This window comes from Halococcus sediminicola (assembly GCF_000755245.1).
Taxonomy (GTDB): Archaea; Halobacteriota; Halobacteria; order Halobacteriales; family Halococcaceae; genus Halococcus; species Halococcus sediminicola.
The window spans coordinates 161,847-186,632 of record NZ_BBMP01000026.1; the positions used below are offsets into that span (position 1 = coordinate 161,847).

Below are 24,786 nucleotides of genomic sequence, written 5' to 3' on the forward strand. Positions count from 1 at the left end.
CGGCGAGTGCTGGCGCGACCCGAAGTACCGAAGTGGCCACCCGGCGATTGCCGTGTATGAACGTCTCACCCGTCACGGATCTCCCCGAGATCGGTGCCGACGACGACCTCGCGGCACTCGTCGCCGAGCAGGTCGACGTCGACGTCGACGTGGTCTGCGTGGCGAGCACCGTCGTCTCGAAAGCCGAAGGCCGGGCGCGCGATCTCGCCGACTTCCCGGCCGGCCCGCGCGCACACGAGATCGCCGACCGGCTGGCCGAACTCTCCGGCGACGAGAAAGACCCCCGGTTCGCACAGGCCGTCTTGGAGGAGAGCACCGAGCTCCTGATGGACGAGCCGTTCCTCCTGACCGAGACGCGCTTCGGACACGTCTCGGTGAACGCCGGTATCGACCGCTCGAACGTTCCCGACAACGACATCCTCCTGCTCCCGAAGCACCCGAGCGAGAGTGCACGCCGGCTCAACGAGCAACTCGACGTTCCGGTGATCGTCACCGACACCTGTGGGCGACCGTTCCGACACGGCCAGCGCGGCGTGGCCATCGGCTGGGCCGGCCTGCCCGCCAGCCGCGACTGGCGCGGCGAACACGACCGCGACGACCGCGAACTCGGCGTCACAGTAGAGTCCGTGGTAGACGAACTCGCGGCGGCGGCGAACCTCGTGCTCGGCGAGGGTGCGGGCGGGAACCCCGTCGCCGTCGTGGATGGATTCGACATGGACGAGTTCGCCGGGAGCGACAACCTGTTTCGCGCCGTCGACGGTGATTTCGTCCGACAGGCGCTTCGGGAGTGGTCGTATGCAGGGAATTGAACTCACGCCCGAGCGGCCCACGGAGCGCACCGTCGAACTCGGCGAACGGGCCGCAGGGGCGGGTTTCGATACGATCTTCGCGAGCCATCACTACAACAATCGCGACCCCTTCGCCGCCCTGACGTTGCTCGCAGAGCGCACCGACGACATCCGACTCGGCCCGGGCGTGACCAACCCCTACGAGACCCACCCCGTGACGCTCGCCTCGCGGGTGGCGACGCTCGACGAACTCTCTGACGGGCGGGCGGTCTTCGGCGTCGGTCCGGGCGACCCCTCGACGCTCGAAAACCTCGGTCTCAGCGAGCGGCGCGGGCTTCGCTCGGTGCTCGAATCGTTCGACATCGCTAGAGAACTCTGGGCCGGCGAGCGCGTCGATCACGATGGAACCTTCAGCGCACGCGACGCCGGTCTGAACTACGATGTCGGGGAAATCCCGGTCTACGTCGGCGGCGAGGGACCCCATATGTGTCGGATGGCCGCCAAACACGCCGACGGACTGCTCTTTAATGGATCCCATCCCGACGACATCGCGTGGGCCGCCGATCAGGTCGAGCAGGGTCTCGACGAGCGACCCGACGAGTATGGTGAGTTCGACTTCACGGCGTACGCGAGCGTGAGCATCGCCGAGGACGGCGACGCCGCACGCGAGGCCGCCCGCCCGCCGGTGGCGTTCATCGCGGCGGGTGCGCCCGAACCAGTCCTGGAGCGCCACGGACTCGACGGCGAACGCGCCGAGGCAATCGGCGAGGCGATCTCGGCCGGCGAGTTCGAGACGGCCGTCGACCGTGTGAGCGAGGCGATGATCACTGCGTTCTGTATGGCCGGCACGCCCGATACCGTCGAGTCACGACTGTCGGCGGTGCTCGAACACGCCGACAGCATCGTCGTCGGTTCGCCGCTCGGTCCCGACGTGGAGAGCGCTATCGACCTTGCTGGGGCGGTGTGCGACCGAAATTATCGGGAATGAGTCCCGAGAGCAGTCCACCGATCGCGAGATAGGCGAACAGCCCGAACGCGACGAGCCAGACGAGCGTGCTTGACAGTATCAACAGTGCCGAAACCGGGTCGCCGAGGGCGACCTCGGTCACGATGTTCGTCAACTCGACGAGATTGCCGAACAGTTCGACGACGATGTTTGCCATATCCCGTCTTGCTGGCGTGGGTACTTGTGCCTACTGTCCCGCTTCCTTCCAGATGATCCCCTCGAAGCGCGCGTTCATCACTCGACCGTTCGGACGGCGACAGACGACCGCACAGGCGACGTCGTACCTGTCGTCTCGCTCGTCGACGTTCTCGGTCGTCACTTCGCAGGTGATGGGCTGGCCGGTGTAGACGGGCTCGAGGAACTCGAACTCCATCGAGCGTGCGAGCACGCCGAGATCGCCGCCGATCTTCGTGGGTAGCGTCGCCGTAAGCAAGCCCTGCACGACGAGTCGCCCCTCCGCGTCGGGCTCCGAATGAATGGCCTGCTGGTCGCCCGAGACCTCACCGAATCGCTCGACATCCGCGTGGGTGAACGTGCGCTCGAACGTGTGCACGTCGCCTTCTTCGGGTTTCGATGACATAGCTACCCATATCGGTGCGGGCAGGTTAAATCCCGGCGACCGGGCGACGAGAAGCGAACGACTATGCTCCCGGTCCTCGTTGTCCGGCGCATGACGTGGGAGACCATCGACCTCGACATCGAGGACGGCGTGGCGACCATCACCGTCGACCGGCCCGACAGACTGAACGCGATGAACGTCGAAACCCTCGAAGCGCTCGCCGAAGCGCTCGACGAGGCCCGCGACGCCCGCGCACTCGTGCTCACGGGGGCCGGCGACGACGCGTTCGTCGCTGGTGCGGACATCGGTTACATGGCCGAACTCTCGGTCGCCGAAGCACAGGCCTACGCCGAACTCGGCCATCGCGTCGCCGACACCATCGAGACGTTCCCCTGTCCCGTGATCGCCGCCGTCAACGGCTACGCCTTCGGCGGCGGCTGCGAACTCGCGCTCGCGGCCGACCTACGGGTCGCCGCCGAGAGCGCCGTGCTCGGCCAGACCGAGATCGACCTCGGCATCGTCCCCGGTTGGGGCGGCACCCAGCGTCTTTCGCAACTGGTCGGCGACGAGCGCGCCCGCCGACTGGTCTTCTTCGGCGAGCGCGTGGGGGCGACCGAAGCCCACGAGATCGGACTGGTCGGCGAGGTGGTCGCCGACGACGATCTCGACGCACACGTCGCCGAGATGGCCGCCGACCTCGCGGCGAAGCCCAAGCACGCCCTCGAAGCCGCTAAAGAGTCGCTGAATCAGGTCCACGAATCGCACCTCTCGGCGGGGCTGACCTACGAGCGCCGCCTCTGGAGCGGTCTCTTCGGGACGCACGACCAGCGCGAAGGCATGACGGCGTTCGTCGAAAACCGCGACCCCGACTTCGAGTAAGCTTCGGCGAACCGACGGCGGTCGACCCCGGCGTTTAAATCCGACCGCGCGTGTACCTATCGAGTATGGAGTTCTGCGACGAGTGCGGCTCAATGATGAAGACCGACGGCGACGAGTGGGTCTGCAGCAACTGTGGCTTCACCAAACCGCGCGACGACGCCGCAGAAGCAGCGATGACGACGACAGAGGGCCAAGAAGAGACCGAAGTCATCGACGTCAGCGACGCCGAGGACCGGGGCCTCCCCACGACCGAAGTCCACTGCCCCGAGTGCGGCAACGACGAGGCCTACTGGTACATGCAACAGATCCGCTCGGCCGACGAATCGGAGACCCGGTTCTTCGTCTGTACGGAGTGTGAACACCGCTGGCGCGAGGACGATCACTAAACACCCACTTTTTTACAGAGGGTCCTCCCGCGCGCTCGCTCCGCTCGCGCTCGGTCGAACCCTCTCCAAAAACCTGGACTAAAAACACCCGCTCGCGCGGACATCAACCACCCACCAACCGCACAACACCGCCGAAGCCCTCACCGCGCGCTCCCTGCGGTCGCTACTCGCTCACTCCGTTCGCTCGCGCGGTTCGCCCTTCATCCGCCAAGGCCCACACCGCAACCGCCGCGACCGCACCGCAACCGCCGGCCGCAGCCGGCGACCGCCGGCTACTGTCCCTCGAAATCAGGCTTCTCGCCGGCCATGAACGACTCGGCACCCTCGCGGTGGTCGTCGCTCTCGAAGACGGCGGCCTGCGCGGCGGCCTCGTTCTCCATCGCCTGGTCGAGCGAACTCTCGAAGCCCTGCCGAACGAGCCGCTTCGAGGTCCGCAGCGCCACGGTCGGCCCGGTGGCGATCGTCTCGACGAACTCGTCGGCGCGCTCGTCGAACTCCTCGTCGGGATAGACGTGGTTGAACAGCCCCAGTCGCTCGGCGCGCTCGGCCTCGACGAGTTCCCCAGTAAGAACGAGTTCTTGGGCCGTGTTCTCGCCGACGATTCGTGGGAGAAGATAGGAAGTCCCCGAATCGACCGCCAGCCCGACTTGCCGGAAGCCGAAACTAATTTTCGACTCCGTGCTCGCTAGCTGCACGTCACACGCGATGGCGAGGTTCGCGCCCGCGCCGAAGGCGATCCCGTCGATTTTCGCCACGGTAGGGAGCGAAAACTCCGCGACGCGCTTCACTGCGCGGCTGGTCTCCTGACTGATGTGGCGCACCGATTCGTCGAGCGTCACGCCGCCCGCCAGCCGCTCGGACATCGCGTTGACGTCCCCACCCGCCGAGAACGCCCCGCCAGCGCCCGTGACGACCAGACAGCGCGCGTCGCTGCCCTCCAACTCCGCGAGCGCGTCGATGATGCCCGCCGAGATGTCCTCGGTGAGCGCGTTGCGTACCGATGGACGATTCAATGTCAACGTCGCCACGCCGTCCTCGATGTCGACCAGCACGGCATCCTCGTCGCTCATTGGGCCACCTCCTCGCTCTCCTCGCGTCCACGGAGTTCGAACTTCTGGACCTTCCCGGTCGTCGTCCGCGGTAGCTCCTCCACGAACTCGACTTCACGGGGGTGTTTGTACTCCGCGAGGCGTTCGAGACAGAACTCCCGAATATCGTCTTCGGTCACATCCGCGTCGGGCGTCGGCACCACGAACGCTTTGACGGTCTCGCCGCGGCGCTCGTCGGGAATCCCGACGACTGCGGCATCCGCCACGTCGGGATGTTCGAACAGTAGCTCCTCGACCTCGCGCGGATAGACGTTGTAGCCGCCCGTCACGATCATGTGCTTCTCCCTGTCGACGATGTAGAAGAAGTCCTCCTCGTCCCAGTAGCCGATGTCGCCCGTGTGGAACCACCGCCGTCCGTCCTGCTCGGTGAACACTTCTTCGTTCGCCTCCGGCCGGTCGTGATAGCCCTTCATGACGTTCGGCCCGGCGATCACGAGTTCACCAGTGATGGCATCGAGGTCGGTCTCGCTCTCGTCGACCGGTCCTTCTTCGACCCGTTCGACCGGCTCGAACTCCTCGTCGACGATCATCGCATCGACCCCGTCGAGCGTGCGCCCGATTGACCCCACACGGCGGGCTTCGGGGCTGTTGAAGTGGGTCACGGGCGCGGTCTCGGTCAGCCCATAGCCTTCGTAGAGTTCGAGACCGAACTGGTCCTCGAACCGGCGCAGGACCTCGACCGGGAGGCTACTGCCACCGGAGTTGACGAACCGGAGCGACGAGAGGTCGAACTCGTCGGCGTTCGGCTGGTTCACGAGGTCGTTGTACATCGCCGGCACGCCCTGCATGACGGTCAAATCCTCCGATTCGATGAGCGAGACGGCCTCTTGGGCATCCCACGCGGGCAGTGGGTAGTAGGCTGCACCCGAGAACAGCGCGGTGTTCATCGTGACGGTCATCCCGTAGATATGAAAGAGCGGTAGCACGCCCAGCGAGCGGTCCTCGACGCCCGTCCCGCCGGGCAGGAGGTCGGCGGCCGTGCGCGCGTTCGAGGCGAGGTTCTGGTGAGTCAGCAACACGCCCTTCGGCTGGCCCGTCGTTCCCGACGTGTAGGGCTGGCAGGCCACGTCGTCGTCCGCCCGCTCGATGATATCGGGCGCGCCGTCGGCGAGGAACGCCTCGAAGGCGGTTGCACCCTCGGCATCGCCGCCGATGCTCACGACCGTCTCGACGGCCGTCTCCTCGCGGACCGACTCGACCACCGGGACGAGGTCCGCGAGGGTGACGACCAGTTCGGCCCCGCTATCGCCGAGGAGGTGGCCGATCTCGCGCGATTTGTACTGTGGGTTCATCGGGACGACCACCGCGCCGGCCCGGAGCGCCCCGTGGAAGGCGACGACGAACTGCGGGAGGTTCGGGAGATAGATACCCACCCGGTCGCCCGGTTCGATGCCCACACTGTCGAGGCCGGCCGCGAACGCTCCAGTCTGTTGCCAGAATTCCTCGTAGCTCAGTTCCGTTTCGTCGTACCGGATCGCCGTCGCGTCGGGGTGGGCATCGACCGTCGACAACACGTCTGTCACGAGATTCGTCATGGATTCTCGTGTGAGGACGCGCGCCACGGGTTAAAGGATTGCCCCTCACCGAACCAATACTTCGGTTCTTGGCCGTTTCAGTTACCAGCGGTAATCCAGAACTCAGCCGCCGAGATAGACGTCGTGGATATACTCGTCGTCGCGGAGGCTTTCCGGACTCCCTTCGCGGACGAGTTCACCGTTTTCGAGCAGCGCGATGCGGTCTGCGTGGTCCATCGCGAAGGTGACGTTCTGCTCGCAGAGCAACACGGTGACACCGGCCTCGCGGATGCGGTCGAGACCGTCGCTGATGTCCTCCAGAATCACCGGCGCAAGCCCCAGTGTGGGTTCGTCGAGGATCAACAACTCGGGCGAACTCATCAGCGCGCGCCCGATGGCGAGCATCTGTTGTTCGCCGCCGCTCATCGTTCGGGCGTGCTGGTCTTCGCGCTCTTCGAGGGCCGGAAAGAGGTCGTAGACGAACTCGCGGCGCTCGTCGGCGTTCCCACGTCGAAACGCCCCGAGTCCGAGGTTGTCCGCGACACTCATGTGCCCGAAGAGATCGCGCTCTTCGGTACAGTGGATGAGTCCGTCGCTCACGAGGTCGCTCGTCGAGCGCGTGCTCACTTCCGTTCCCTGATACTGAACGCTGCCTTCGTAGTCGTGAAAGCCCGTGACGGTCTCGGCGAGTGTCGTTTTGCCCGCGCCGTTGGGTCCGATGACCGAGACGATCTCGCCGCTCCCCACTCGGAGGTCGACGCCGCGGAGCGCGGTCACTTTGCCGTACGACACCCGGAGGTCCTCGATGGCGAGCGCCGCATCGCCTCCGCCGCCGGCCACAGTTTCCTCGCTATCGCTCGCCGTCTCGGTGCTCATGCGCTCCCCCCGAGATAGGCCTCCTGAACATCCGTGTTGTTTCGGATCTCCTCGGGGGTTCCCGCGGCGAGTTTCGACCCGAACCGGATGACGATGGCCCGGTCGATGAGCGAGAGCAACCCGCGCATGTTGTGGTCGACCACGACGAGGGTCAGCCCCTCGTCACGGAGTTCGCCGAGGAGGTCGGAAACGGTCTCGACCTCGCCGCTCGACAGCCCGGCGAACGGCTCGTCGATCAGGAGGAGATCGGGATCGGTCGCGAGCGCCCGCGCGAGCTCGAGTCGGAGCAAGCCGGCGTGTGGCAGTTCGCTCGGCGTCAGATTCACTCTGTCCCCTAACCCGACGCGCTTGCAGATCTCTCGTGCCTGCTCGTGGGTCCCGCCGCGCAGTCCCGACAGCGAGAACAGTTTGTCGGGCGTGAGCGCGAGCGCGACGTTGTCGAGCACCGATCGGTCTTCGAGCGGGCGAAACGACTGGAAGGTGCGCGCCAGCCCGCGTTTGACCATCACGTGAGCCGCGTCGCCGGTGATGTTTTCCCCGTCGTACCAGACCGTTCCCTCCGTCGGGGGATAGGTCCCCGTGACGCAGTTGAAGGTGGTGGACTTCCCTGCACCGTTCGGTCCGATGAACCCGAGGATTTCGCCCTCCTCGACGGCAAACGAGAGGTCGTCGACCGCGGTCAGTCCTCCGAAACGTTTCGTGACGTTCTGGAGGACGAGCAGGCCATCGTCCGGCTCATAGCTGTCGCTTTCTCCTTGTGCTACCGCCTCGTTCCCGCCAGTCGTGCCTGTGTCAGTGCTCATCTCTCGTCACCTCGGATTCGCTCTTCGAGATCGTCGAGCGCGCACCGGTATCGTTCCGTGGCCTGTTCGATCGGGTTCGTGAGTCCCTCCGATTCCTGGCCGCCGTCGGTCGCTACTGGGTTGCCACGTGCACGACCGAGCAGCCGTCGACCGGTGCGTATCGCCCACGGGAACACCCCCTGTGGGAGGACGTAGATGAGGGTCATCGTCAGCAGCGCGAAGATCAGCAAGCTCGCCTCGTTGAGGCCCACGTTCACGAGCGGGATGGTGAACTCCTGCTGGTTCAGCAGGTCGTTGACGAAGTAGAAGAAGACGCCGCCGAGCCCCGCGCCGACGATGGTGCCCATGCCGCCGAGGATCGCTGCTATCAATACCTCGATGCTCACGATGAGCGCGAGCAGTTGGCTCGGGCGCGGACTGCCGACGGGCGTGTGGACGAACATCGCACCCGCAAGCCCGCCGATGGCCGCGCTCAGCACGAACGCGAACACCTTGAACTTCGCCACGTTCAGACCCGCGGCCGCAACGGCGTCTTCGTCCTCCCGGATTGCCGTCAGCACCGAGCCGACGTCCGAGCGCGTGATGGCGAACAGGAGGAGCAAAATGGCGAGAAAGAGTCCGAGCGCGATGTAGTAGTTCGCCGTGACGACGAGGGCGAACTCGTCGGCGGTGACGAGCGCCGCCGGCGAACTCAGTCCCAACTCGCCGCCGAAGATATCGCCGTAGATGATGAACACCTGCAGGAGGATGAGCGGCGCGACGAGCGTTATCAGCGAGAGGTACGGTCCTCGTATTCGGAGCGCCGGCACGCCGACGAGCACGCCGGTGAGCGCCGCGAGCAACACACCAGCAGGAATCGAAAGCGACGGCGACAGCCCGAACCCGAGATTCAAGAGGGTGGAAGTGTAGCCGCCGACGGCGAAGAAGAGGGCGTGGCCGAAGCTGATCTCGCCCGTGTAGCCCGACACCGCGTCCCAGCTCATCGCGAACATCCCGAAGTAGAAGGCCCCGATGAGCACCAACAGCTGCGTCGTCGAGATGCCGACGAACGGCAACACCGCGAGGGCCACGACGCCGAGCACGCCGAGCAGGTAGCGCGGCGCGAGCACCGACCCGGCGAGCGAACGGCCGGTGTCCGTGCCTTCGACGGTTTCTGGGGAGAGGTTTTCGTCCGCCATCTACGCCTCCGCGAGCTCCCGGCCGAACAGTCCTTCTGGACGCACGAGCAACACGACCACGAGAACCACGAGGCCGGCCAAGCCGCTCAGTCGGGGATCGATGGCCGAAGTGGTGATCACCTCCAGAAAACCGATGACGTACGCCGCGACGAGACTGCCCCGGATGGAGCCGAGACCGCCGAGTACGACGATCGAAAAGGAGAGGATGAGCGGTTCACGGCCCATCGCCCAGTTGGCGGTCTGGTACGATCCCAAGAACAGTCCGGCGATGCCCGCGAGCACGCCGGCGATGGCCCACGTGTAGAGGTTGATGCGGCTGCTTTCGATGCCGACCAGCGCCGCGCCACGCGGACTCATGCTGGTTGCGAGGATCGCCTTTCCGGTATTGGTGTAGTTGATGAAGACGAACAGCCCGCCGATGAGTACCCACGAGACGACGAACACCACGAGCAGGTTGTTCTGGACTGCACTGCCCAAAATCTCGGTGTTGCCCGCCACGAGCGCCGGAATCGCTCTCGGTTGGCTCCCCTCGACGATGCGAAGGACCTCCTCGACGACGATCGAAGCCAACAGTGTGAGGATCATCACGATGATGATGTCGTCGCGCCGTTCGGCGAACCCCTTGTAGAGAAGGACGCTGAACAGCGCCGGTATCGCCATCGCCGCGAGCACGCCCGCGGGGATACCGAAGCCGGCGCTGGTAACGTAGTAGGCCGCGAACGCTCCCACGGTGATGATGGCCCCGTGGGCGAGGTTGATGGTGCCGCCGACGCCGAAGATCATCGTGAACCCGATGGCGACGAGCGCGTAGAGCGAACTGATGACCGTCCCGTTGATGAGGATGGTGACGACGTCGACCATCGATTAGATCCACGCGGGCTGTTGGTATTTCGACGTCTTGAACTGCTTTGGCCAGATGACCTCCTGTGCGCCGCCGCCGTTGCCATCCTTTTGCCACTGAAGGAAGACCGGATACATGGCGTCCTCGCCGTAGATCGGGTCGTGGGGGTACTTCTTGTCCTTGCCGTAGAACTTGAGCGTGCCGGTCGTCCCGGTAAAGGACGACTGCTCAAGTGCCGAGACCAACTCGTCGGCGTCTTTCGTTCCCGTCTGCTCGATCATCGCCGCGTAGAGTTTGACGGCGTCGTAGGCGTGATAGCCGGTATAGACGGGATAGCTATCGAACTCCTTGTTGTAGGCCTTGACGAACGGCTGGGTCTTCTTCGTGACCTCGCTCTGTGGCGTCGCGGAGGTCTGGGTCACGCCGTAGAGACAGGCCCCGTTGACCGACTCGTAGTAGGAGGGCAGCTGCATCGGGACGTGGATGCCCGCGAAGCCGAACGGACGCTGCTGTTTGGCCCATTGAACGATGGCCTCCGTTCCCGTGTGCGCCATCGCGGTGAACACGCCGTCGGCGTCCGAACTCCCCACGTCGTCGTACAGCGGCCCGAAGTTCGTCGTCCCGCTGGCGTAGCGCTGGCTGCCGGCCACGTCGACGCCGATGCCGCCGAGGCGCTCTTCGAACACCTTCGAAATCGGCTCGGTCCACTTGTAGTCCTCGACCATCGAGAACGTCGACCCCCAGCCCATCGTCTCGAAGTTGGCCTTGCCGAAATCGAGGAGATTTCGCCCGAGATCGAAGTCGTTGAGCGGGCCGGCGCGGAAGTGATACTTGTACTTGTCGTAGTTCTCCGCGATCATCCGCGAGATCTCCGTGGAGGCCGCGCCGGCGGTGATGTGTACCGTCTTCTGCTGGGCCATGTCCTCGACGATGTTGAGGAGAACCTCGCTCGTGAAGATCCCCGTCGTGACGTCGGCGTTCTTGTTCAGGACGAGTTCGCGGTAGCGCTGCTGGCCGGTCGAGGGGTCGCCCTCGGTGTTCCCGACCTCCAGTTTGACCTCCGCGCCGCCGATGCCGCCGTTCGCGTTGAGTTGCTTGACCGCGAGTTTCGCGCCGTTGACGATGGAACCACCAATGGGGTCGTTCTCGGGATTCGGGGCTAGCGCGCCGATGGTGACGGGACCCTCGATGTTTGCATTTCCGCCACCGCCGCCGGAGCCGTTGCCACCCCCGCCACCGCCGCTACCGTTGCCGCCACCGCCGCCGCTTCCGCCACCACCGGAACCGTTGTCGCCACCACCTCCGCCACCGAGGCTGAGACAGCCGGCGACCGTGGTCGCGAGCGCCGCACCGCCGGTCGCCCGCAGGAACCGCCGCCGATTCGCGCCAGTGTTTCTTCCAGTATTCGATTTCCGTGACGAACCGTTTCCATCGGTCGAATTCGACCGCTGTTCATTACCATCGGTAGCCATTGTCGTGAACGGTAGTTGGACACACACTACATAAACGTGGTGGTGTGATTCCTGACAGGTATCTCCCCGCCGGGGTCCACAGCGCTCCGTGGCGTGATCTCGACGAGCGGCGCGACGCGGCACGCACGAAACGACACTCGACGACCGGTGTAGCCGGCAAACCCATGATTTAGGGTCCGAGCGCACGTGAATCGGGTATGCGAATCCACTGGCATCGCCGCGACCTCCGGGCGGCCGACAACCGCGCGCTCGCGGCGGCCGTCGAGGACGACTCCGTGATACCGGCCTTCGTCTTCGACCCCGACGTGCTCCAGTATGCAAGCCCGCCCAGGGTGGCGTTCCTGCTCGATGCGCTCGATTCCCTGCGAGGGTGCTACCGCGAGCGCGGCGGCGACCTCGTCGTCGTCGAGGGTGACCCGGCCGAGGAACTCCCACGGATCGCCGACGAACATGGTGTCGACGCAGTGTTCTGGAATCACGACTACACGGGTCTCGCTCAGGAACGTGACCAGCGAGTGCGCGAAGCACTCGACGACGCCGGCATCGCCCGTGAGGAGTTTCACGATGCCGTCCACCACGAACCAGGCACTATCACGACCAACGATGGCGACCCGTACTCGGTGTTTTCCTACTTCGGCGACAAATGGCTCGACCGCGAGAAGGCCGAGCCGTATCCCGTCCCCGACGGCGACGCACTCGCCGCCATCGAGGGCGAGACGATGCCGACCATCGGGGAACTGGGGTTCGATGACCCGACCGCCGACATCCCAAAAGCGGGTATCGAGGCAGCCCGCGAACGTCTCGAAGCGTTCTGTGGGGAGCGAATCTTCGAGTACGACGAGGGTCGTGAGTATCCCGCGCGTGCGGGCACCTCGCGGCTCTCACAGGATCTCAACTATGGAATCATCGGCGAGCGTGAAGGTCACAGAGCGGGTCGGCGCGGCGCTCGAAGATGCCGACGGCGAGGAGCGCGAAGCGGTCGAGGCCTATCGCCGAGAGCTGGCCTTTAGCGAGTTCTTCACCCACGTCCTGTTCTACAACCCCGAAGTCGTGACTGAAAACCACAAGGACTACGAGAACGCCATCGACTGGCGCGAGGATAACGAGGAGTTGCAGGCGTGGAAGGAAGGGCGGACTGGGTATCCCATCGTCGATGCGGGGATGCGCCAACTCCGCGAGGAGGCCACCATGCACAACCGGGTTCGGATGGCCGTCGCCTCGTTTCTCACGAAGGACCTCATGTGCGACTGGCGCGCAGGCTACGCCCACTTCCGCGAACGGCTCGTCGACCACGACACCGCAAACGACAGCGGCAACTGGCAGTGGGCGGCCTCCACAGGGACCGATGCCCAGCCGTACTTTCGCGTGTTCAACCCGATGACGCAGGGTGAAAAATACGATCCCGACGCCGAGTACATCAAACAATACGTCCCCGAACTCGAAGACGCCGACCCCGAGACGATTCACTCATGGAACAAACTGGGCGCGGACGAACGCGAGTCGGCCGCGCCCGACTATCCGGCCCCGATCTGCGACCACGGCGAACGCCGCGAGCAGGCGATCGCGATGTTCGAGCGCGCCCGCGGCGAGGACTGAAGCCTACCCCGCTCGAACCGCGATTCGTGAGGTGTGCTATCACCCGTTCCTCAACCTTTAACAGACATCCGGGCGTTGTGTGTGGTGGAGGACAGACCAATGCCCGAACATTCCAACGCGGAGCTACCACCGCTTCCGTACGACTACGACGCCCTCGAACCGCACATCTCCGAACAGGTGCTCAACTGGCATCACGACACCCACCATCAGGGCTACGTGAACGGTCTCAATAGCGCCGAGGAGACCCTCGCAGAGAACCGCTCGTCGGGCGATTACTCCTCGACGGGTGGGGCACTCGGCGACGTGACTCACAACGGCAGTGGGCACTATCTCCACACGATGTTCTGGGAGAACATGGACCCGAACGGCGGCGGCGAACCCTCCGGGGAGCTCGCCGACCGCATCGAGGAGGACTTCGGCTCCTACGAGGGCTGGAAGGGCGAGTTCGAGGCCGCTGCCTCGGCCGCGAGCGGCTGGGCACTCCTCATCTACGACCCGGTCGCAAAGCAACTGCGCAACGTGGCCGTCGACAACCACGACGAGGGCGCGCTCTGGGGTGCTCATCCCGTGCTCGCACTCGACGTCTGGGAACACTCGTACTACTACGACTACGGTCCCGACCGCGGCAGCTTCATCGACGCCTTCTTCGAGGTCGTCGACTGGGACGCTGCGGAGGAGAACTACCAGCAGACCACCTCGAACCACGAGTAACCCCTCAGTTCACGATTTTTGACGCCGACCTGGTAGTGGCAACTCCCGTTCGACAGCGGCGCGTTCGGCAAAACGTTATCAGAAGCCTCGATGAACTGCGGTCATGCCTGATTTCATCACTCCACCGCCCGTCGAGCGCGGTGATCGGGTTGCGGTCGTCGCGCCGGCATCGAACGTGCCTGCATCCGCCCGGTTCGTCTACGACCTCGGTCTCGAACGGATGCGCGACACGTTCGACCTCGAACCAGTCGAATACCCGACCGCGACCGCCGACCCGGAGTGGCTCGCGGACAACCCCGAAGCGCGCGCCGAGGACGTGATGGATGCCTTCCGCGACCCGGACATTTCGGCTGTAATCGCCAACATCGGCGGCCACGACCAGATCAGGATTCTGCCGTATCTCGACGGCGACGTACTCCGCGAACACCCGACGCGGTTCTACGGCTACTCCGACAACACGAATCTTGCACTGTTCCTCTGGAATCAGGGGATCGTCTCCTATTACGGCGGTTCGACGCTGCTCGAATACGCGATGGACGGCGAGATGTTCGACTATACTGAAGAATACCTCCGCCGCGCGCTCTTCGAGGAGTCCATCGGCGAGTGGACCGAAGCCGACGTGTTCACCGACGAGGCCGGTGACTGGGAAAATCCCGAGTCAGTCGAAACGACGCGCGAGATCGAGCAGTCCGACGGTCGAACTTGGTGTGGTGGTGACGGGACCGTTTCGGGGCGGATCTGGGGTGGCTGCTGCGCGATCCTCGTCGAGCAGTTCCTCGCCGACCGCTACGTGCCCGAGCCCAACGCGCTGGACGGCACCGTTCTCGCATTAGAGACGAGCGAGCTGATCCCAGACCCGGCTGTCGTCGGTGCGAACCTCCGGGCACTCGGCGAGCGTGGGGTCCTCGAACGGTTCGACGGTGTTCTCGTCGGGCGCGCCGCCGCGCGCTCGCACGTCGAGGACAATCCATCGGACTGGCGCACGGAATATCGAGAGCGTCAGCGCGACGCGATCGCGGGCGTTCTCGAGACGTACAACCCGGGTGCGCCCGTCGTCTTCGATTGCGAGTTCGGACATACGTATCCGACCTGTCCCGTTCCGATCGGTGGCGAAGTCGAAATAACGCCCGCGACCGAATCGATCCGGTTTCTCTGAGGGCCGAACGCGCCCGTCGGTTCGCTAAAAGAACGCGCCGGCGACCAGCAGCGGAAAGACGAGCGTCGCCTCGGCCTGGATCTGGGTGTAGTTGCGCTCGTCGGCCTTGATCTTCCCCCACGAGACGGCCTCGGTCGGCGGCGCGCCCGATAGCGAGCCGTCACCCTCCATGCCCGTCGAGATGTAGATCGCGTAGTCCGCCCCGCCACGGAAGAGGTTCGTCATGATCGCGTGGTGTTTCGGTACGCCGTCGCCCACGGCAATGAGACCGGTCGTGTCGGCGTCCATCCCGCCCTCGATGAGCGTCTCGTAGTCGTCGAGCAGCGCGATGTCCACCTCCGGGTCGTAGCTCTGGCGGTAGTAGTAGAGGAAGTTGCCCACCTCGGCGTCGGTGAGCGCCGGACAGTACACGGGAACGTCGTTGTCGCTGGCCTGTTTCAGGACCGAGTTCTCGTCGTCGAGGGTCGCTCCGAGTTCGCGGGCGAACGCGGTCGGTGTCCGGGTCTTCTCCTCGGCGAAGAAGTCGTCGAAGAAGTCGTAGAGGTACTCTTCGAGCCACACGTATCTGTCCGAGGGGACGAAGATGTTGCCGAGCCGGTTGATCCCCTCCTCGCGCAGCGCCGCCTCGTCGGCGTTCCAGGACCCCATCTTGAACGGCTTCTGGGTCTTGATGACGTCCTCGGTCAGTGCGCCCGAGGTGGTGATGAGTACATCGATGTAGCCTTCACGGACGAGCGCCGCGACGACCTCGCGAAGTCCCGAGGAGACGATGTTCGAGGTGCAGGTGAGGTAGGTCGTCGCGTCGGCCTCCTGCATCCGTTCGGCGATGTCGATGGCCTCGGCGAGCGCCGTCGCCTGAAAGCCCGTCGTCGCGTAGCTCGCGAGCAGCTCCCGGAAATCGACTCCATCGCGGAACTCGTAGCCGTGCACGTCGGGCGTGTCGAGCGTCTCGTCGCTTCCGGGCACGACGTGCTCGTGGGAATCCTCGTCCATGCCCGAACTAGCCCGAGGCGGCGTTTGAATCGCTCGAAATCGACTCGCTCTCGATTCCTATTTCCTCACGATTTCGTCGAGAACCGCTCGATAGGTTTCGGCCACCCGCTCGTAGTCGAAGCGGGCGACGTATTCGCGGAACGAATCGTCACCCTCGCGCTCGCCGGCGTGCTCGATCGCGGCGGCGATTTCCGGCGGGCGAGGCTCACAGAACTCGGCGTATTCTCCAAATCGTGCTTCGGCGCGGCCACGTGCCTGCACCACCGACAGCCCCGCTGCGGCGTATTCGAGGACCTTCAGCGTGTGGGGATCGTCGACCAGCGAGACGCCGACGTCGGCGGCGTGCAGATAGCCCGGGATCGACTCGTGGGCGACCGTGCCGAGGAAGACGACGTTCTCGCGTTCGCCAGCAGCGTGCTCGACCGCCGGCGCGAGCGACCCCGTGCCGAGCACGACCAGCGTCCACTCTTGGAGACGGTCCATCGCCGCGAGCAGCTCTTGGATATGGTAGATCGGTTCGAGACCACCGACGTAGATCGCCAGCCGCTCGTCGGCGTCGACACCCGCCTCGTGGAGTCGGTCGTTGGCGGCCGCAACGATTTCGGGATCGGGGGTCGCGAAGCGCTCGTAGCTCACCCCGAGACCCGTTTTCGTCGTTTCGCGGGCGTAGCGCGAGACCCGTTCGTGTTCTTCGTCGTAGACGTAGAGGGTGTGGTCAGCTAATCGAAAGGCGAGGTTCTCGGCGGCTCGTACCGCGATCGAAAGGGGTTGTGGATTGGTGTCGGCGAACTGCCGGATGGGGTCGATGTGATCGACGACGAACGGCGTTCCGAGGAGTTTCAGTAGCGAACCCGCGAACGCACCGGATCGAGTCGTGCCGAGAACCGCGTCGTACTCCTCATGCTTGCGCAGCGACTGGCACACCGTTCGTGGCGTCGTTCCCCGAAGCGTCACGTCGAACCCACTGGCTTCGAGTCGGTCGGCGATCCGCCGGCGGCCGACACTGATGTTCGCGGGCTTGTCGGGCGTGAGCCAGAGCACACACGGATCGTCGCGCTCGTCGGGCTTTTCGTCCCCGATCATCGATCGAACTCGTCGGGCGGACTGAGGACACCGTAACAGTAGCCGAGTCCGACCAAGAGTGTGAACGCGACGAGCGAGAGCAGTTGGAGTAGCTTTCCGCCGGTCGGTTCGCGGTACAGCTCTCGGAGTCGGTGAGGGAGGAAGTCGGTGAGCAGTCGGCCGAGAAAGGCGCTCTCCTCGCCGGTCGAGTCCGGGACGAGACCTTCCATCGCGCGCTTGGAGTAGCCCTGCCAGAACGCGCGGTCGGCGAGCCAGCGTGGTTTCGTCCGGTAATCGAAGACCTTGTGGGCGACCTCGGCGGCCGGCATGTAGTGGACGCCCTCGCCGTACTCTTCTTCGAGGCGGGCACAGAGTTCGGTCTCGCCGCCCTGTAAATTCTTGCTGCCTTTCCGCCCGCCGATGGCGGGGTCGAACCCGCCGAGGCTCGTGAAGACTTCACGGCGAAAGGAGAGGTTCGAGCCGAACGTGTTCCGGACTTCTCCCTTGCGCTGCTCGTCGCCATCGGGACCGAACCCGCGGTGGGTGACGCCGACGAGCCAGTAGAACTCCGCGGGCAGGAAGGAGGGCTTGCCGGCGACCCACTCGGGAACCATCCGCCCGCCGACCGCGAGCGCGTCCTCGTCTTCGTAGGCCGCGACCAGCCGCTCGACCCACGCGGGGTGGGCGCGTGCGTCGTCGTCGAGGAAGGCCACGACGTCACCCGCGGCGAGTTCGACACCCGTGTTCCGGCTTTCGAGAAGGCCGCGGTTCTCGTCGTTCACGAAGAGTCGGACGTCGTCGTGGCTGCCGTAGGTCTCGCGGACGCGCTCTGCGAGGGCGGGCGAGCCATCGACGACGACCACGAGTTCCGTGGGATAGGTCTGGGCGAGCACGCTGTCGGCCGCGTCACGGAAGCGCTCGAACGACGCCTCGTCGTAGGTGCAGAGCACGACTGAGACCCGCATACCGCACTCTGTGGGCGGTCGGCGGATAGCTGTTTTCGTTCGCCGTCGCGCCCGCCGTCCGACGTTTCACAAGCCTTATGCGCGCTTTGTGACTGGATACGGCCAATGAGTCAACGTAGGGAGCGACTCGCCGAACGGCTCCCGGATTTCGGGCCGCTCCTCGATCGCGTCGGGGCGCTGTACCACATCCCTCTGCTGCTCGCGCTCGTCGGCTTCATGTTCTGGATCCGCGTGCGCAACTGGCGGAACTTCCTCGTCGACGGACAGGTCTACTTCAGCGGCAACGACGCGTGGTATCACCTCCGACAGGTCAGCTACACGGTGCGACACTGGCCGTCGACGATGCCGTTCGACCCGTGGACGAGCTTTCCGACCGGAACGAGCGTCGGCCAGTTCGGGACGCTGTACGACCAGCTCGTCGCCACCGTCGCGCTGATCGTCGGCGGCGGCAGCCCCTCCGAACAGACGACGGCACTCACCCTGCTGTTCGCGCCGGCCGTACTGGGCACGCTCGTCGCCGTCCCAACCTACTTCCTCGGCAAGCGCTTCGGCGGCCGCTTCGGGGGTGTCGTCGGCGTCGCCATCCTCGCGCTCTCGCCGAGTACTTTCCTCGGGCGTTCGGTCGCGGGCTTTTCGGACCACCACACCGCCGAGGTGCTCTTCCAGGTGCTCGCGGTCGCGGCCATCGTCGTCGCGCTCGCGGTCGCCGAACGCGAGAAACCGGTCTACGAACAGTTCGTCGGGCGCGATTTCGACAACCTACGCCGCCCGATCGGTTGGGGGATCCTTGCTGGTATCGCCATCCTCCTCTACGTCTGGGCGTGGCCGCCCGGTCTCATGCTCGTCGGGATCTTCGGCGTGTTCCTGCTCGTCACCCTCCCCATCGAACACCTCCGCGGGGAGAGTCCCGAACACGTCGCCATCGTGAGCGCGATCGCGCTCGCGGTCGCCGGTCTCGGCTTTCTCGTCTCGTTTGACACGTTCGAAGTGAGCGTGACGAACTTCTCACTCCTGCACCCGGCGATGGCTTTCGCCGGCGCGTTCGGCTGTGTGTTCATGGCGTGGCTCGCCCGGCAACTCGAAGCGCGCGACCTCCCCAAACTCGCCTATCCGGGCGCGATCTTCGGTCTCTTCGCCCTCGGCGCGCTCGTGATGGCACTCGCCCTGCCCGACCTCTTTTCCTTTTTCGTCGGTCAGTTGGAGCGCGTCGTCGGGTTCGGATCGAGCGCGACCTCGCTGACTGTGGGCGAGGCGATTCCACCGCGGAATCCGGGGCAGTTCCTCTTCGGTGCCTACGGGTTGGGGCTGGTGACGGCTCTCGCCGGCGCGGCGCTGCTGCTCGTCCGGCTCGCACTCGGGCGGAGCGAGGAGCGCGCTGGCGCGCTGTTCGTCCTCGTCTGGACCGCGTTCATGCTCGCCGCGACACTCACCCAGTCGCGGTTCAACTACTATCTCGTCGTCCCCATCGCCGTGCTGAACGCCTTCTTCGTCGGGCAGGTGCTGCGATACGTCGGCTCGACCGATGCGCGCTCCAGTCTCCGCAACCTCCGGGCGTATCAGGTGCTCACGGTGCTCGCGGTCGTCTTCCTCATCACCGCACCCCTGGCCGCCGGCGGGGGCGCGAGTGTGACCGCGGCCGGCAATTACGCCGACCAGAGTTCCAGCCCCGGTTCGACCGTCGTCGGCTGGGACGGCAGCCTCGAATGGATGGCGAACAACACGCCCGCCGAGGGGACCTACGGCGGTCACGACAACGCGATGGAGTACTACGGCGAGTACGAGCGCACCGACGACTTCGACTATCCCGACGGAGCCTACGGCGTGCTCTCGTGGTGGGACTACGGCCACTGGATAACGGTGCTCGGCGAGCGAATCCCGACCGCGAACCCCTTCCAGCAGAACGCCGGGGAGGCGGCGAACTTCTTGCTCGCGCCGAACGCCTCGCGTGCGAACGAGATCGCACGCACCAAGGACGGCGAGGGCGTGCGCTACGTGATGATCGACTGGAAGATGGCCGACCCGGCGGGCGGGGCGCTCTTTAGCGCACCCTTCACGTGGTACAACGACGGCCCGCTGTCGATCTACGAGGACGTGACGCCGATCGCCACCCAATCGAGCGGCCAACAGCGGCCCACCACCTCGTTTTTGGCCTACGAACAGCGCCACTACGAGACCATGCGCACGCGACTGTACACCTATCACGGCAGTGCGGCCGAACCGGGCCCCGTGGTGGTCGATTACGAGAGTCCACAACCGCTCGCGGACGGGACTCTCCAGAGCGCGTTCGCTCCATCGGGCAACGAGAGCGCCGTCAAGCGCTTCGAAAACGTGTCCGCCGCGCGCCAGTTCGTCGAGCAGGACGGGACGGCCCAGCTCGGCGGCGTCGGCAGTTATCCCCAAGAGCGCGTGCCGGCGCTCGAACACTACCGGCTGGCACACGCCAGTCAGGCGAACGCCATCGGCGGGGCGAGCGGTCCGGGGCCGCTCTATCGGAGCGCGCTTCAACAACTCCGAACCACCGGACTGAACGCGACCGAACTGTTCGGGACGCCGACCAACTGGGTCAAGACGTTCGAGCGCGTCGATGGGGCGACCGTCGAGGGGCAGGGACCGCCGAACTCGACCGTGGAAGCCACCGTCGAGATGCGGATGCCGACCACGAACGACACGACGTTCAACTACACCCAGCAGGCTACGACGAACGCGCAGGGCGAGTTCACGATGACGCTACCGTACTCGACGACCGGCTACGAGCAGTGGGGCACCGAGGATGGAGCGACGAACGTCTCGGTGCGGGCGACCGGCCCGTACACCTTCCGAACGCCGGTGACGGGAGCGGGTGACAACACCAGCCGGTGGAACGCCACCACCGAGATTTCGGAGGGTGCGGTCATCGGCCGCACGAACGAGACTGTCTCGGTCGACCTCCAGCGCGAATCGGTCTCGATGCCGGCCACCGCGAGCGCGAACGGGGCGGGCGGGAACATGTCGGGCGACGCCCCCGCCGGCAACGCCACGGATGAGAACGCATCGGCGGTGAACGCGAGCACGCTGGCAACACCCGAGATCGGTACGCCTGTCGCAGCACGCACACGGGTGAGCGGATGAGCGCGGCACGCGAGTGGCTCTCGATCTACCTCAAGGGCGTGTTCATGGGCGCCGCGGACGCGGTGCCGGGCGTCTCTGGAGGCACTATCGCGCTCATCACGGGCATCTACGAGCGCTTGATTCGAGCTATCACGAGCCTCGACCCGCGGGCGCTGCGCCATCTCCCTCGCCTCCACCGACGGAGCGAGCGGGCCGCCTTCCGGGCCGCGCTCGTCGGGATGGACATCCCGTTCCTGCTCGCGCTCGGGATGGGAATTCTCACGGCGCTGGTCACCGTCGCGCGGGTCATGGACTACGCCTTCGAGACGTATCCGGGGCTGGTCGCCGCGCTGTTTTTCGGTCTCATCGCCGCCTCGGCGGTCGTCCTCGCCGAACACGTCGCGCTCGATACCCCCCGACGAATCGCCGTCGCCGTCTTCGGGTTCGTCTTCGCGTTCTTGCTTTCCGGACCCGAGGTCAGCGGCTCGATGCCGAACTCGCCGGTGTTCGTCTTCGTCGCCGGCTCCATCGCCATCGCGGGGATGATCCTGCCCGGTATCTCGGGGGCCTTCTTCCTCTACGTCCTCGGCCAGTACGAGTACCTGACGGGGACGTTGACGGAGTTCACGAACGCGCTCGCCGGACTGTTTGCCGGTGGGAGCCTTGCGGCGCTCGTCGAACCCGGCATCGTCGTCGTCGCGTTCGGTCTCGGCGCACTCATCGGACTCTTCTCGATCGCCTACGCCATCCGCTGGGCGCTTGCGAACTACCGCGACGCTACTCTCACCTTTCTCGTGAGTCTGATGGTCGGTGCGCTCAGGCTTCCCGCCACGGAGGTGCTACAGAACACGCCCGAGGCGACGCCGATGGCGGTCGGGAGCGTGGTGGCCGTCGCCGTCGCGGGCGGCGCGCTCGTCGTTCTCGTCGATCGGTTCACCGAGGACATCGAGTTCGCGTGAGTAGCGAGGGGGTATAGCCCGCCGGCAGTTGCAGGCACAACCACGAGGATGCTGTCGTGTGTTTGAATCGATGGAGGGGATCCATATGAGTCCATTACCCGAGGACGTACAGCCACCGGCGGGGTGGGTCTGCAAACGGGTCCGGAGGGACGAACTCGTCTTCGCCCGCAGTACGGGTGGGTTGGAGGTCGAGGCGACGACCATCGACAGGACACAGCCACTGCCGTTCGATCTGGTGCGTGGCTGGAAAGTGACCTGTCGCATGCGCGCCGGCGAGTCGGCGAGCGAGCACTCGGTCGGTCGGGTGACGACGCGCGCCGCAGCGGTCGAGGCGCTCCTGTCGTGTATGGAGCGCGCCAACCGACTCGCCGAACGGGCCGGTTCGCCCGCCGGTCTCACGCCCGCGGCGATCGCGACCGATATCGATCTCCGAGGCGAGATCCCGTCGCCATCGCCGTCGAACCACGATACGGACGGGCGGATGATGCTGCGCCACTGAGCGCGAAACCGACGGACAACACCTATTACCGGCCGGGGGCAACCCCCGGCGATGAAGAACGTCGACGACCTCATCGAGAGCGCGAACGAGCTGGCTGGGCAGGGCCTCTCGAACGGCGAAATCGCCGACGAGCTGAACGTCTCGCGCGAGACGGCGAGCTGGCTGGTCGAGCGCGGCGAGGGGACCGCTACGACCGCCCGCGAACCGACCGACGCGCTCGACGACATCCATGTCGACTGGAGCGCGCTCGGCCGGGACAGCACCCGTCTCGCCGACGTGGGTCACGCGATGGCGGACCTCCTCGGCGGCGAGGACGACATCGACCTCGTGGTCGGTATCGAGAAGGCCGGCACGCCGCTCGCGACCACCGTGGCGCTCGAACTCGGTGCGGACCTCGCCGCCTACGCGCCGCGCAAACACCAGTGGGAGGAAGGCGACATCGAGGACCTCAGTGGGAGTTTCTCGCGGAACTTCGCCGAGATTCGGGATCGAGACTGCTACGTGATCGACGACACCATCACCAGCGGCACGACGATGACCGAGACCATCGACGCCATCACCGAACAGGGCGGCACGCCCGTCGGCTGTGGCGTGCTGGTGGACAAACAGGGCGTTGAGGAACTGGAGGGTGTGCCAGTCGAGTCGCTGCTGCAGGTCATCCGCGTGAGCCGCGAGGAATAGCCATCGGATGAGCCGGCGCGGAACCGACGGGTCCACCGAGCGGCGCAAGGCCGGGCCGAGAGCGACGGGGAAGGTCGGCGTCGAGCGCTGGATCGAGGACGTCTTCTATGGACTCGCCGAAATCGTCGTCTACGGGTTTCCGGCGTTGCTCTGGCTGCTTGGCGCGCCGTATAGCGCCGAAGTGAAGTTCGCCGCACTCGTCGCCATCGGAGCGCTCTCGCTCGCAGTCGGCACCGTTCGCTGGGACGGATCGGTCGGCTGGCCGACGACGAGCTACCGGCTGGTGCCCGTCCGTATCGCCTATCACAGCCTCGCCATCCTCGCTGCGGCCGGCGGCGGGGCGGCGGTCGATCTGCTCGCCGATTCGGCGCTCGGCTCGCTCGTGGTCGCAGTGGGCGTGTCGGTCGCCGCCGTGTGGCTGTTCCCCCGCCTCGTCGAGGTGCTCGGGCGACTGCCGCCGTGGTGGCAGTGGAGCCGGTAGGCACGTCCTCGATCTGTCGTGAACGTCCACGACAGACATATCGGAAAAACACAATATACAAGTGTGAGTAAATCCTTCGTACAGGTATGGAATGGCAACACCGCCGCAACCGAACGAAAGCAGAGGAAAAGAAAGAGGAGCCACGCTCGGGAACGAACTGGTGGTTCGTCGCCGGTGCGGTCCCCGGCGCATAGACACGGACTCGTTTTTCGCCGCGTTTCGGTCCCGAGCGCCGCTCAGTTCGTGCGAAACTCCATTACTGCCTCGCGGTCGGGGAGCGCGGCAATCGCCCCGGACTCGGTGGTCGCCAGCGCGGCGACCGCGTTAGCGAACGCGAGGGTCTCGGAGAGCGGTTCGCCGTTCGCCAGCGCGTACAGCGCGCCCGCGAGGAAGGCGTCGCCCGCACCCGTGGTGTCGGTCGGCTCGACGGCGTAACCCGTGTGTTCGTGCTCGGCCGGTCCCCACGGGGCACGCCCGTCGGCGACGACACGCGCGCCGTCCGCGCCGCGGGTCGAGAGGACGGTGTGTGGCCCGGCATCGAGCAGCGTGTCGAGTGATTCGTCCCCAAAGCGCGTGCCGGCGAGGTCCTCGTCCGACACCTTACAGACGTCCGTGAGCGCGAGCGCGTCGTCGAGCACCCGCTCGTAGGTCGCCGTGTCCGACCAGAGTTCCGGCCGGCTGTTCGGGTCGAAGACGACGGTACAGTCGTGTTCGCGCGCACGCTCGGCGAAATCGAGCAGTCGTGAGCGGGCGGGGTCGCTTGCGAGCGCGACGCCGCCGAGGGTGACCCACGAGAGACCGTCGAGCGCGTCGTCGCCCACCACGCTGGGGTCGATGTGCTGGTCGGCGGTTGCGGTGCGGTAGAACGAAAAGCTTCGGTCGGCGCTCGCGTCGTGGGCGACGAACGCGAGCGTCGTTCGGTGGTCGGCGTCGCGGGTGAGAAACCGCTCGGGAACCCCTTCGGATGTGAGCGTGTCGGCGAGAAAGTCGCCGAAGGCGTCGGTCGAGAGGTTCGAGAGGAACCACGGCCGCTCGCCCAATCGGGCGAGCGCGATGGCGACGTTCGCCGGCGCGCCGCCTGCCCGTCGGGAGAACCCCTCGACCGCCTGCAGCGGTCCCGGCCGGTCGGGCAGGAAATCGACGATCGCCTCGCCGGCGACGAGAACGTCGGGCGTTGGCATACGC

24 protein-coding genes and 1 pseudogene are annotated in these 24,786 nt (G+C 65.7%); 12 read left to right on the top strand and 13 right to left on the bottom strand.

Annotated elements, in window-relative coordinates; genetic code table 11:
• The first annotated feature begins 56 nt into the window (after positions 1 to 56).
• Both ACP97_RS17295 and ACP97_RS17300 read left to right on the top strand, forming a co-directional pair.
• A complete protein-coding gene (locus ACP97_RS17295; RefSeq protein ID WP_049999088.1) occupies positions 57 to 809 on the top strand; it encodes a coenzyme F420-0:L-glutamate ligase in 753 nt (250 codons plus the stop codon).
• Entirely contained in the window at positions 796 to 1,776 is a 981-nt protein-coding gene (locus ACP97_RS17300) for a 5,10-methylenetetrahydromethanopterin reductase (RefSeq protein ID WP_049999089.1), read from the top strand. Before ACP97_RS17295 ends, ACP97_RS17300 begins: the two co-directional genes overlap by 14 nt.
• Here the strand turns inward: ACP97_RS17300 and ACP97_RS17305 are convergent.
• Both ACP97_RS17305 and ACP97_RS17310 read right to left on the bottom strand, forming a co-directional pair.
• Positions 1,730 to 1,951 (bottom strand): hypothetical protein, encoded by a 222-nt coding sequence (locus ACP97_RS17305; RefSeq protein WP_049999090.1) that lies wholly within the window; start codon positions 1,949 to 1,951, stop codon positions 1,730 to 1,732. The two genes, ACP97_RS17300 and ACP97_RS17305, sit on opposite strands and share 47 nt — an antisense overlap.
• A 30-nt stretch (positions 1,952 to 1,981) precedes the next feature.
• Positions 1,982 to 2,374: a MaoC/PaaZ C-terminal domain-containing protein gene (locus ACP97_RS17310; RefSeq protein WP_049999091.1), complete on the bottom strand. Its 393-nt coding sequence runs from the start codon at positions 2,372 to 2,374 to the stop codon at positions 1,982 to 1,984.
• A 90-nt stretch (positions 2,375 to 2,464) separates the two neighbouring features.
• Here ACP97_RS17310 and ACP97_RS17315 point away from each other — a divergent pair, with 90 nt between their 5' ends.
• Together ACP97_RS17315 and ACP97_RS17320 are read left to right on the top strand one after the other, a co-directional pair.
• On the top strand, positions 2,465 to 3,232 hold the full coding sequence (locus ACP97_RS17315) for an enoyl-CoA hydratase/isomerase family protein (RefSeq protein ID WP_049999258.1): 768 nt from the start codon (positions 2,465 to 2,467) through the stop codon (positions 3,230 to 3,232).
• Positions 3,233 to 3,297: 65 nt separating this feature from the next.
• Positions 3,298 to 3,618 carry a transcription factor S gene (locus ACP97_RS17320; RefSeq protein ID WP_049999092.1) on the top strand — a complete coding sequence of 107 codons (321 nt, stop codon included), beginning with the start codon at positions 3,298 to 3,300 and terminating at the stop codon, positions 3,616 to 3,618.
• A gap of 272 nt (positions 3,619 to 3,890) precedes the next feature.
• Here the strand turns inward: ACP97_RS17320 and ACP97_RS17325 are convergent, their stop codons facing one another.
• From ACP97_RS17325 to ACP97_RS17355, 7 genes are all read right to left on the bottom strand, one after another.
• A complete protein-coding gene (locus ACP97_RS17325) occupies positions 3,891 to 4,688 on the bottom strand; it encodes an enoyl-CoA hydratase/isomerase family protein (protein ID WP_049999093.1) in 798 nt (265 codons plus the stop codon).
• The gene (locus tag ACP97_RS17330; RefSeq protein WP_049999094.1) at positions 4,685 to 6,262 is read right to left on the bottom strand and encodes a long-chain-fatty-acid--CoA ligase; all 1,578 of its coding nucleotides are present in this window, start codon (positions 6,260 to 6,262) and stop codon (positions 4,685 to 4,687) included. Before ACP97_RS17330 ends, ACP97_RS17325 begins: the two co-directional genes overlap by 4 nt.
• 102 nt (positions 6,263 to 6,364) lie before the next feature.
• Positions 6,365 to 7,117 carry an ABC transporter ATP-binding protein gene (locus tag ACP97_RS17335; RefSeq protein ID WP_049999095.1) on the bottom strand — a complete coding sequence of 251 codons (753 nt, stop codon included), beginning with the start codon at positions 7,115 to 7,117 and terminating at the stop codon, positions 6,365 to 6,367.
• Complete coding sequence (locus tag ACP97_RS17340; protein WP_049999096.1) at positions 7,114 to 7,920, bottom strand: ABC transporter ATP-binding protein; 807 nt, start codon at positions 7,918 to 7,920, stop codon at positions 7,114 to 7,116. The genes ACP97_RS17335 and ACP97_RS17340 overlap by 4 nt, the downstream gene beginning before the upstream one ends.
• On the bottom strand, positions 7,917 to 9,098 hold the full coding sequence (locus ACP97_RS17345; RefSeq protein WP_049999097.1) for a branched-chain amino acid ABC transporter permease: 1,182 nt from the start codon (positions 9,096 to 9,098) through the stop codon (positions 7,917 to 7,919). Before ACP97_RS17345 ends, ACP97_RS17340 begins: the two co-directional genes overlap by 4 nt.
• Positions 9,099 to 9,959, bottom strand: coding sequence for a branched-chain amino acid ABC transporter permease (locus ACP97_RS17350; protein WP_049999098.1), 861 nt, complete (start codon positions 9,957 to 9,959; stop codon positions 9,099 to 9,101). It lies immediately after the preceding gene.
• 3 nt (positions 9,960 to 9,962) lie between these two features.
• Positions 9,963 to 11,411 carry an ABC transporter substrate-binding protein gene (locus ACP97_RS17355; RefSeq protein ID WP_049999099.1) on the bottom strand — a complete coding sequence of 483 codons (1,449 nt, stop codon included), beginning with the start codon at positions 11,409 to 11,411 and terminating at the stop codon, positions 9,963 to 9,965.
• 197 nt (positions 11,412 to 11,608) lie between these two features.
• Between ACP97_RS17355 and ACP97_RS17360 the strand changes: the two are divergent.
• The 3 genes and pseudogenes from ACP97_RS17360 to ACP97_RS17370 all read left to right on the top strand — a co-directional run bounded on the left by ACP97_RS17360 (position 11,609) and on the right by ACP97_RS17370 (position 14,874).
• Positions 11,609 to 13,007: pseudogene (locus tag ACP97_RS17360) on the top strand (cryptochrome/photolyase family protein).
• A 99-nt stretch (positions 13,008 to 13,106) separates the two neighbouring features.
• Complete coding sequence (gene sod, locus ACP97_RS17365) at positions 13,107 to 13,718, top strand: superoxide dismutase (protein WP_049999100.1); 612 nt, start codon at positions 13,107 to 13,109, stop codon at positions 13,716 to 13,718.
• Between the two features lie 103 nt (positions 13,719 to 13,821).
• Positions 13,822 to 14,874 (top strand): S66 family peptidase, encoded by a 1,053-nt coding sequence (locus tag ACP97_RS17370; RefSeq protein WP_049999101.1) that lies wholly within the window; start codon positions 13,822 to 13,824, stop codon positions 14,872 to 14,874.
• Between the two features lie 24 nt (positions 14,875 to 14,898).
• On the opposite strand, the gene ACP97_RS17375 is transcribed toward ACP97_RS17370, so the two are convergent.
• Genes ACP97_RS17375 through aglG form a run of 3 tightly spaced genes read right to left on the bottom strand, consistent with a single transcriptional unit; the run spans position 14,899 to position 17,894 of the window.
• Complete coding sequence (locus ACP97_RS17375) at positions 14,899 to 15,867, bottom strand: deoxyhypusine synthase (protein WP_049999102.1); 969 nt, start codon at positions 15,865 to 15,867, stop codon at positions 14,899 to 14,901.
• A gap of 57 nt (positions 15,868 to 15,924) precedes the next feature.
• On the bottom strand, positions 15,925 to 16,950 hold the full coding sequence (locus ACP97_RS17380) for a rhamnosyltransferase WsaF family glycosyltransferase (RefSeq protein ID WP_049999103.1): 1,026 nt from the start codon (positions 16,948 to 16,950) through the stop codon (positions 15,925 to 15,927).
• Entirely contained in the window at positions 16,947 to 17,894 is a 948-nt protein-coding gene (aglG, locus tag ACP97_RS17385) for a glucosyl-dolichyl phosphate glucuronosyltransferase (protein ID WP_049999104.1), read from the bottom strand. Before aglG ends, ACP97_RS17380 begins: the two co-directional genes overlap by 4 nt.
• A gap of 105 nt (positions 17,895 to 17,999) precedes the next feature.
• Between aglG and ACP97_RS17390 the strand changes: the two genes are divergently transcribed.
• The 5 genes from ACP97_RS17390 (at position 18,000) to ACP97_RS17410 (ending at position 23,601) form a co-directional block, all read left to right on the top strand.
• Positions 18,000 to 21,002 carry an oligosaccharyl transferase, archaeosortase A system-associated gene (locus ACP97_RS17390; RefSeq protein ID WP_049999105.1) on the top strand — a complete coding sequence of 1,001 codons (3,003 nt, stop codon included), beginning with the start codon at positions 18,000 to 18,002 and terminating at the stop codon, positions 21,000 to 21,002.
• A complete protein-coding gene (locus ACP97_RS17395) occupies positions 20,999 to 21,940 on the top strand; it encodes a DUF368 domain-containing protein (protein ID WP_049999106.1) in 942 nt (313 codons plus the stop codon). Before ACP97_RS17390 ends, ACP97_RS17395 begins: the two co-directional genes overlap by 4 nt.
• An 85-nt stretch (positions 21,941 to 22,025) precedes the next feature.
• Positions 22,026 to 22,439: a hypothetical protein gene (locus ACP97_RS17400; RefSeq protein ID WP_049999259.1), complete on the top strand. Its 414-nt coding sequence runs from the start codon at positions 22,026 to 22,028 to the stop codon at positions 22,437 to 22,439.
• A gap of 51 nt (positions 22,440 to 22,490) precedes the next feature.
• Entirely contained in the window at positions 22,491 to 23,120 is a 630-nt protein-coding gene (gene gfcR, locus ACP97_RS17405; protein WP_049999107.1) for a transcriptional regulator GfcR, read from the top strand.
• A gap of 7 nt (positions 23,121 to 23,127) precedes the next feature.
• Complete coding sequence (locus ACP97_RS17410; protein ID WP_049999108.1) at positions 23,128 to 23,601, top strand: hypothetical protein; 474 nt, start codon at positions 23,128 to 23,130, stop codon at positions 23,599 to 23,601.
• Positions 23,602 to 23,837: 236 nt separating this feature from the next.
• Here the strand turns inward: ACP97_RS17410 and ACP97_RS17415 are convergent, their stop codons facing one another.
• The gene (locus tag ACP97_RS17415) at positions 23,838 to 24,782 is read right to left on the bottom strand and encodes a carbohydrate kinase family protein (protein ID WP_049999109.1); all 945 of its coding nucleotides are present in this window, start codon (positions 24,780 to 24,782) and stop codon (positions 23,838 to 23,840) included.
• Positions 24,783 to 24,786 lie beyond the last annotated feature (4 nt).

What these genes read in the sequence shown, in the direction of transcription:
- ACP97_RS17295 (WP_049999088.1), top strand. Translation starts at nt 57, where the DNA reads ATGAACGTCTCACCCGTCACGGATCTCCCCGAGATCGGTGCCGACGAC.
- ACP97_RS17300 (WP_049999089.1), top strand. Translation starts at nt 796, where the DNA reads ATGCAGGGAATTGAACTCACGCCCGAGCGGCCCACGGAGCGCACCGTC.
- ACP97_RS17305 (WP_049999090.1), bottom strand. Translation starts at nt 1,951, where the DNA reads ATGGCAAACATCGTCGTCGAACTGTTCGGCAATCTCGTCGAGTTGACG.
- ACP97_RS17310 (WP_049999091.1), bottom strand. Translation starts at nt 2,374, where the DNA reads ATGTCATCGAAACCCGAAGAAGGCGACGTGCACACGTTCGAGCGCACG.
- ACP97_RS17315 (WP_049999258.1), top strand. Translation starts at nt 2,465, where the DNA reads ATGACGTGGGAGACCATCGACCTCGACATCGAGGACGGCGTGGCGACC.
- ACP97_RS17320 (WP_049999092.1), top strand. Translation starts at nt 3,298, where the DNA reads ATGGAGTTCTGCGACGAGTGCGGCTCAATGATGAAGACCGACGGCGAC.
- ACP97_RS17325 (WP_049999093.1), bottom strand. Translation starts at nt 4,688, where the DNA reads ATGAGCGACGAGGATGCCGTGCTGGTCGACATCGAGGACGGCGTGGCG.
- ACP97_RS17330 (WP_049999094.1), bottom strand. Translation starts at nt 6,262, where the DNA reads ATGACGAATCTCGTGACAGACGTGTTGTCGACGGTCGATGCCCACCCC.
- ACP97_RS17335 (WP_049999095.1), bottom strand. Translation starts at nt 7,117, where the DNA reads ATGAGCACCGAGACGGCGAGCGATAGCGAGGAAACTGTGGCCGGCGGC.
- ACP97_RS17340 (WP_049999096.1), bottom strand. Translation starts at nt 7,920, where the DNA reads ATGAGCACTGACACAGGCACGACTGGCGGGAACGAGGCGGTAGCACAA.
- ACP97_RS17345 (WP_049999097.1), bottom strand. Translation starts at nt 9,098, where the DNA reads ATGGCGGACGAAAACCTCTCCCCAGAAACCGTCGAAGGCACGGACACC.
- ACP97_RS17350 (WP_049999098.1), bottom strand. Translation starts at nt 9,959, where the DNA reads ATGGTCGACGTCGTCACCATCCTCATCAACGGGACGGTCATCAGTTCG.
- ACP97_RS17355 (WP_049999099.1), bottom strand. Translation starts at nt 11,411, where the DNA reads ATGGCTACCGATGGTAATGAACAGCGGTCGAATTCGACCGATGGAAAC.
- sod (WP_049999100.1), top strand. Translation starts at nt 13,107, where the DNA reads ATGCCCGAACATTCCAACGCGGAGCTACCACCGCTTCCGTACGACTAC.
- ACP97_RS17370 (WP_049999101.1), top strand. Translation starts at nt 13,822, where the DNA reads ATGCCTGATTTCATCACTCCACCGCCCGTCGAGCGCGGTGATCGGGTT.
- ACP97_RS17375 (WP_049999102.1), bottom strand. Translation starts at nt 15,867, where the DNA reads ATGGACGAGGATTCCCACGAGCACGTCGTGCCCGGAAGCGACGAGACG.
- ACP97_RS17380 (WP_049999103.1), bottom strand. Translation starts at nt 16,950, where the DNA reads ATGATCGGGGACGAAAAGCCCGACGAGCGCGACGATCCGTGTGTGCTC.
- aglG (WP_049999104.1), bottom strand. Translation starts at nt 17,894, where the DNA reads ATGCGGGTCTCAGTCGTGCTCTGCACCTACGACGAGGCGTCGTTCGAG.
- ACP97_RS17390 (WP_049999105.1), top strand. Translation starts at nt 18,000, where the DNA reads ATGAGTCAACGTAGGGAGCGACTCGCCGAACGGCTCCCGGATTTCGGG.
- ACP97_RS17395 (WP_049999106.1), top strand. Translation starts at nt 20,999, where the DNA reads ATGAGCGCGGCACGCGAGTGGCTCTCGATCTACCTCAAGGGCGTGTTC.
- ACP97_RS17400 (WP_049999259.1), top strand. Translation starts at nt 22,026, where the DNA reads ATGAGTCCATTACCCGAGGACGTACAGCCACCGGCGGGGTGGGTCTGC.
- gfcR (WP_049999107.1), top strand. Translation starts at nt 22,491, where the DNA reads ATGAAGAACGTCGACGACCTCATCGAGAGCGCGAACGAGCTGGCTGGG.
- ACP97_RS17410 (WP_049999108.1), top strand. Translation starts at nt 23,128, where the DNA reads ATGAGCCGGCGCGGAACCGACGGGTCCACCGAGCGGCGCAAGGCCGGG.
- ACP97_RS17415 (WP_049999109.1), bottom strand. Translation starts at nt 24,782, where the DNA reads ATGCCAACGCCCGACGTTCTCGTCGCCGGCGAGGCGATCGTCGATTTC.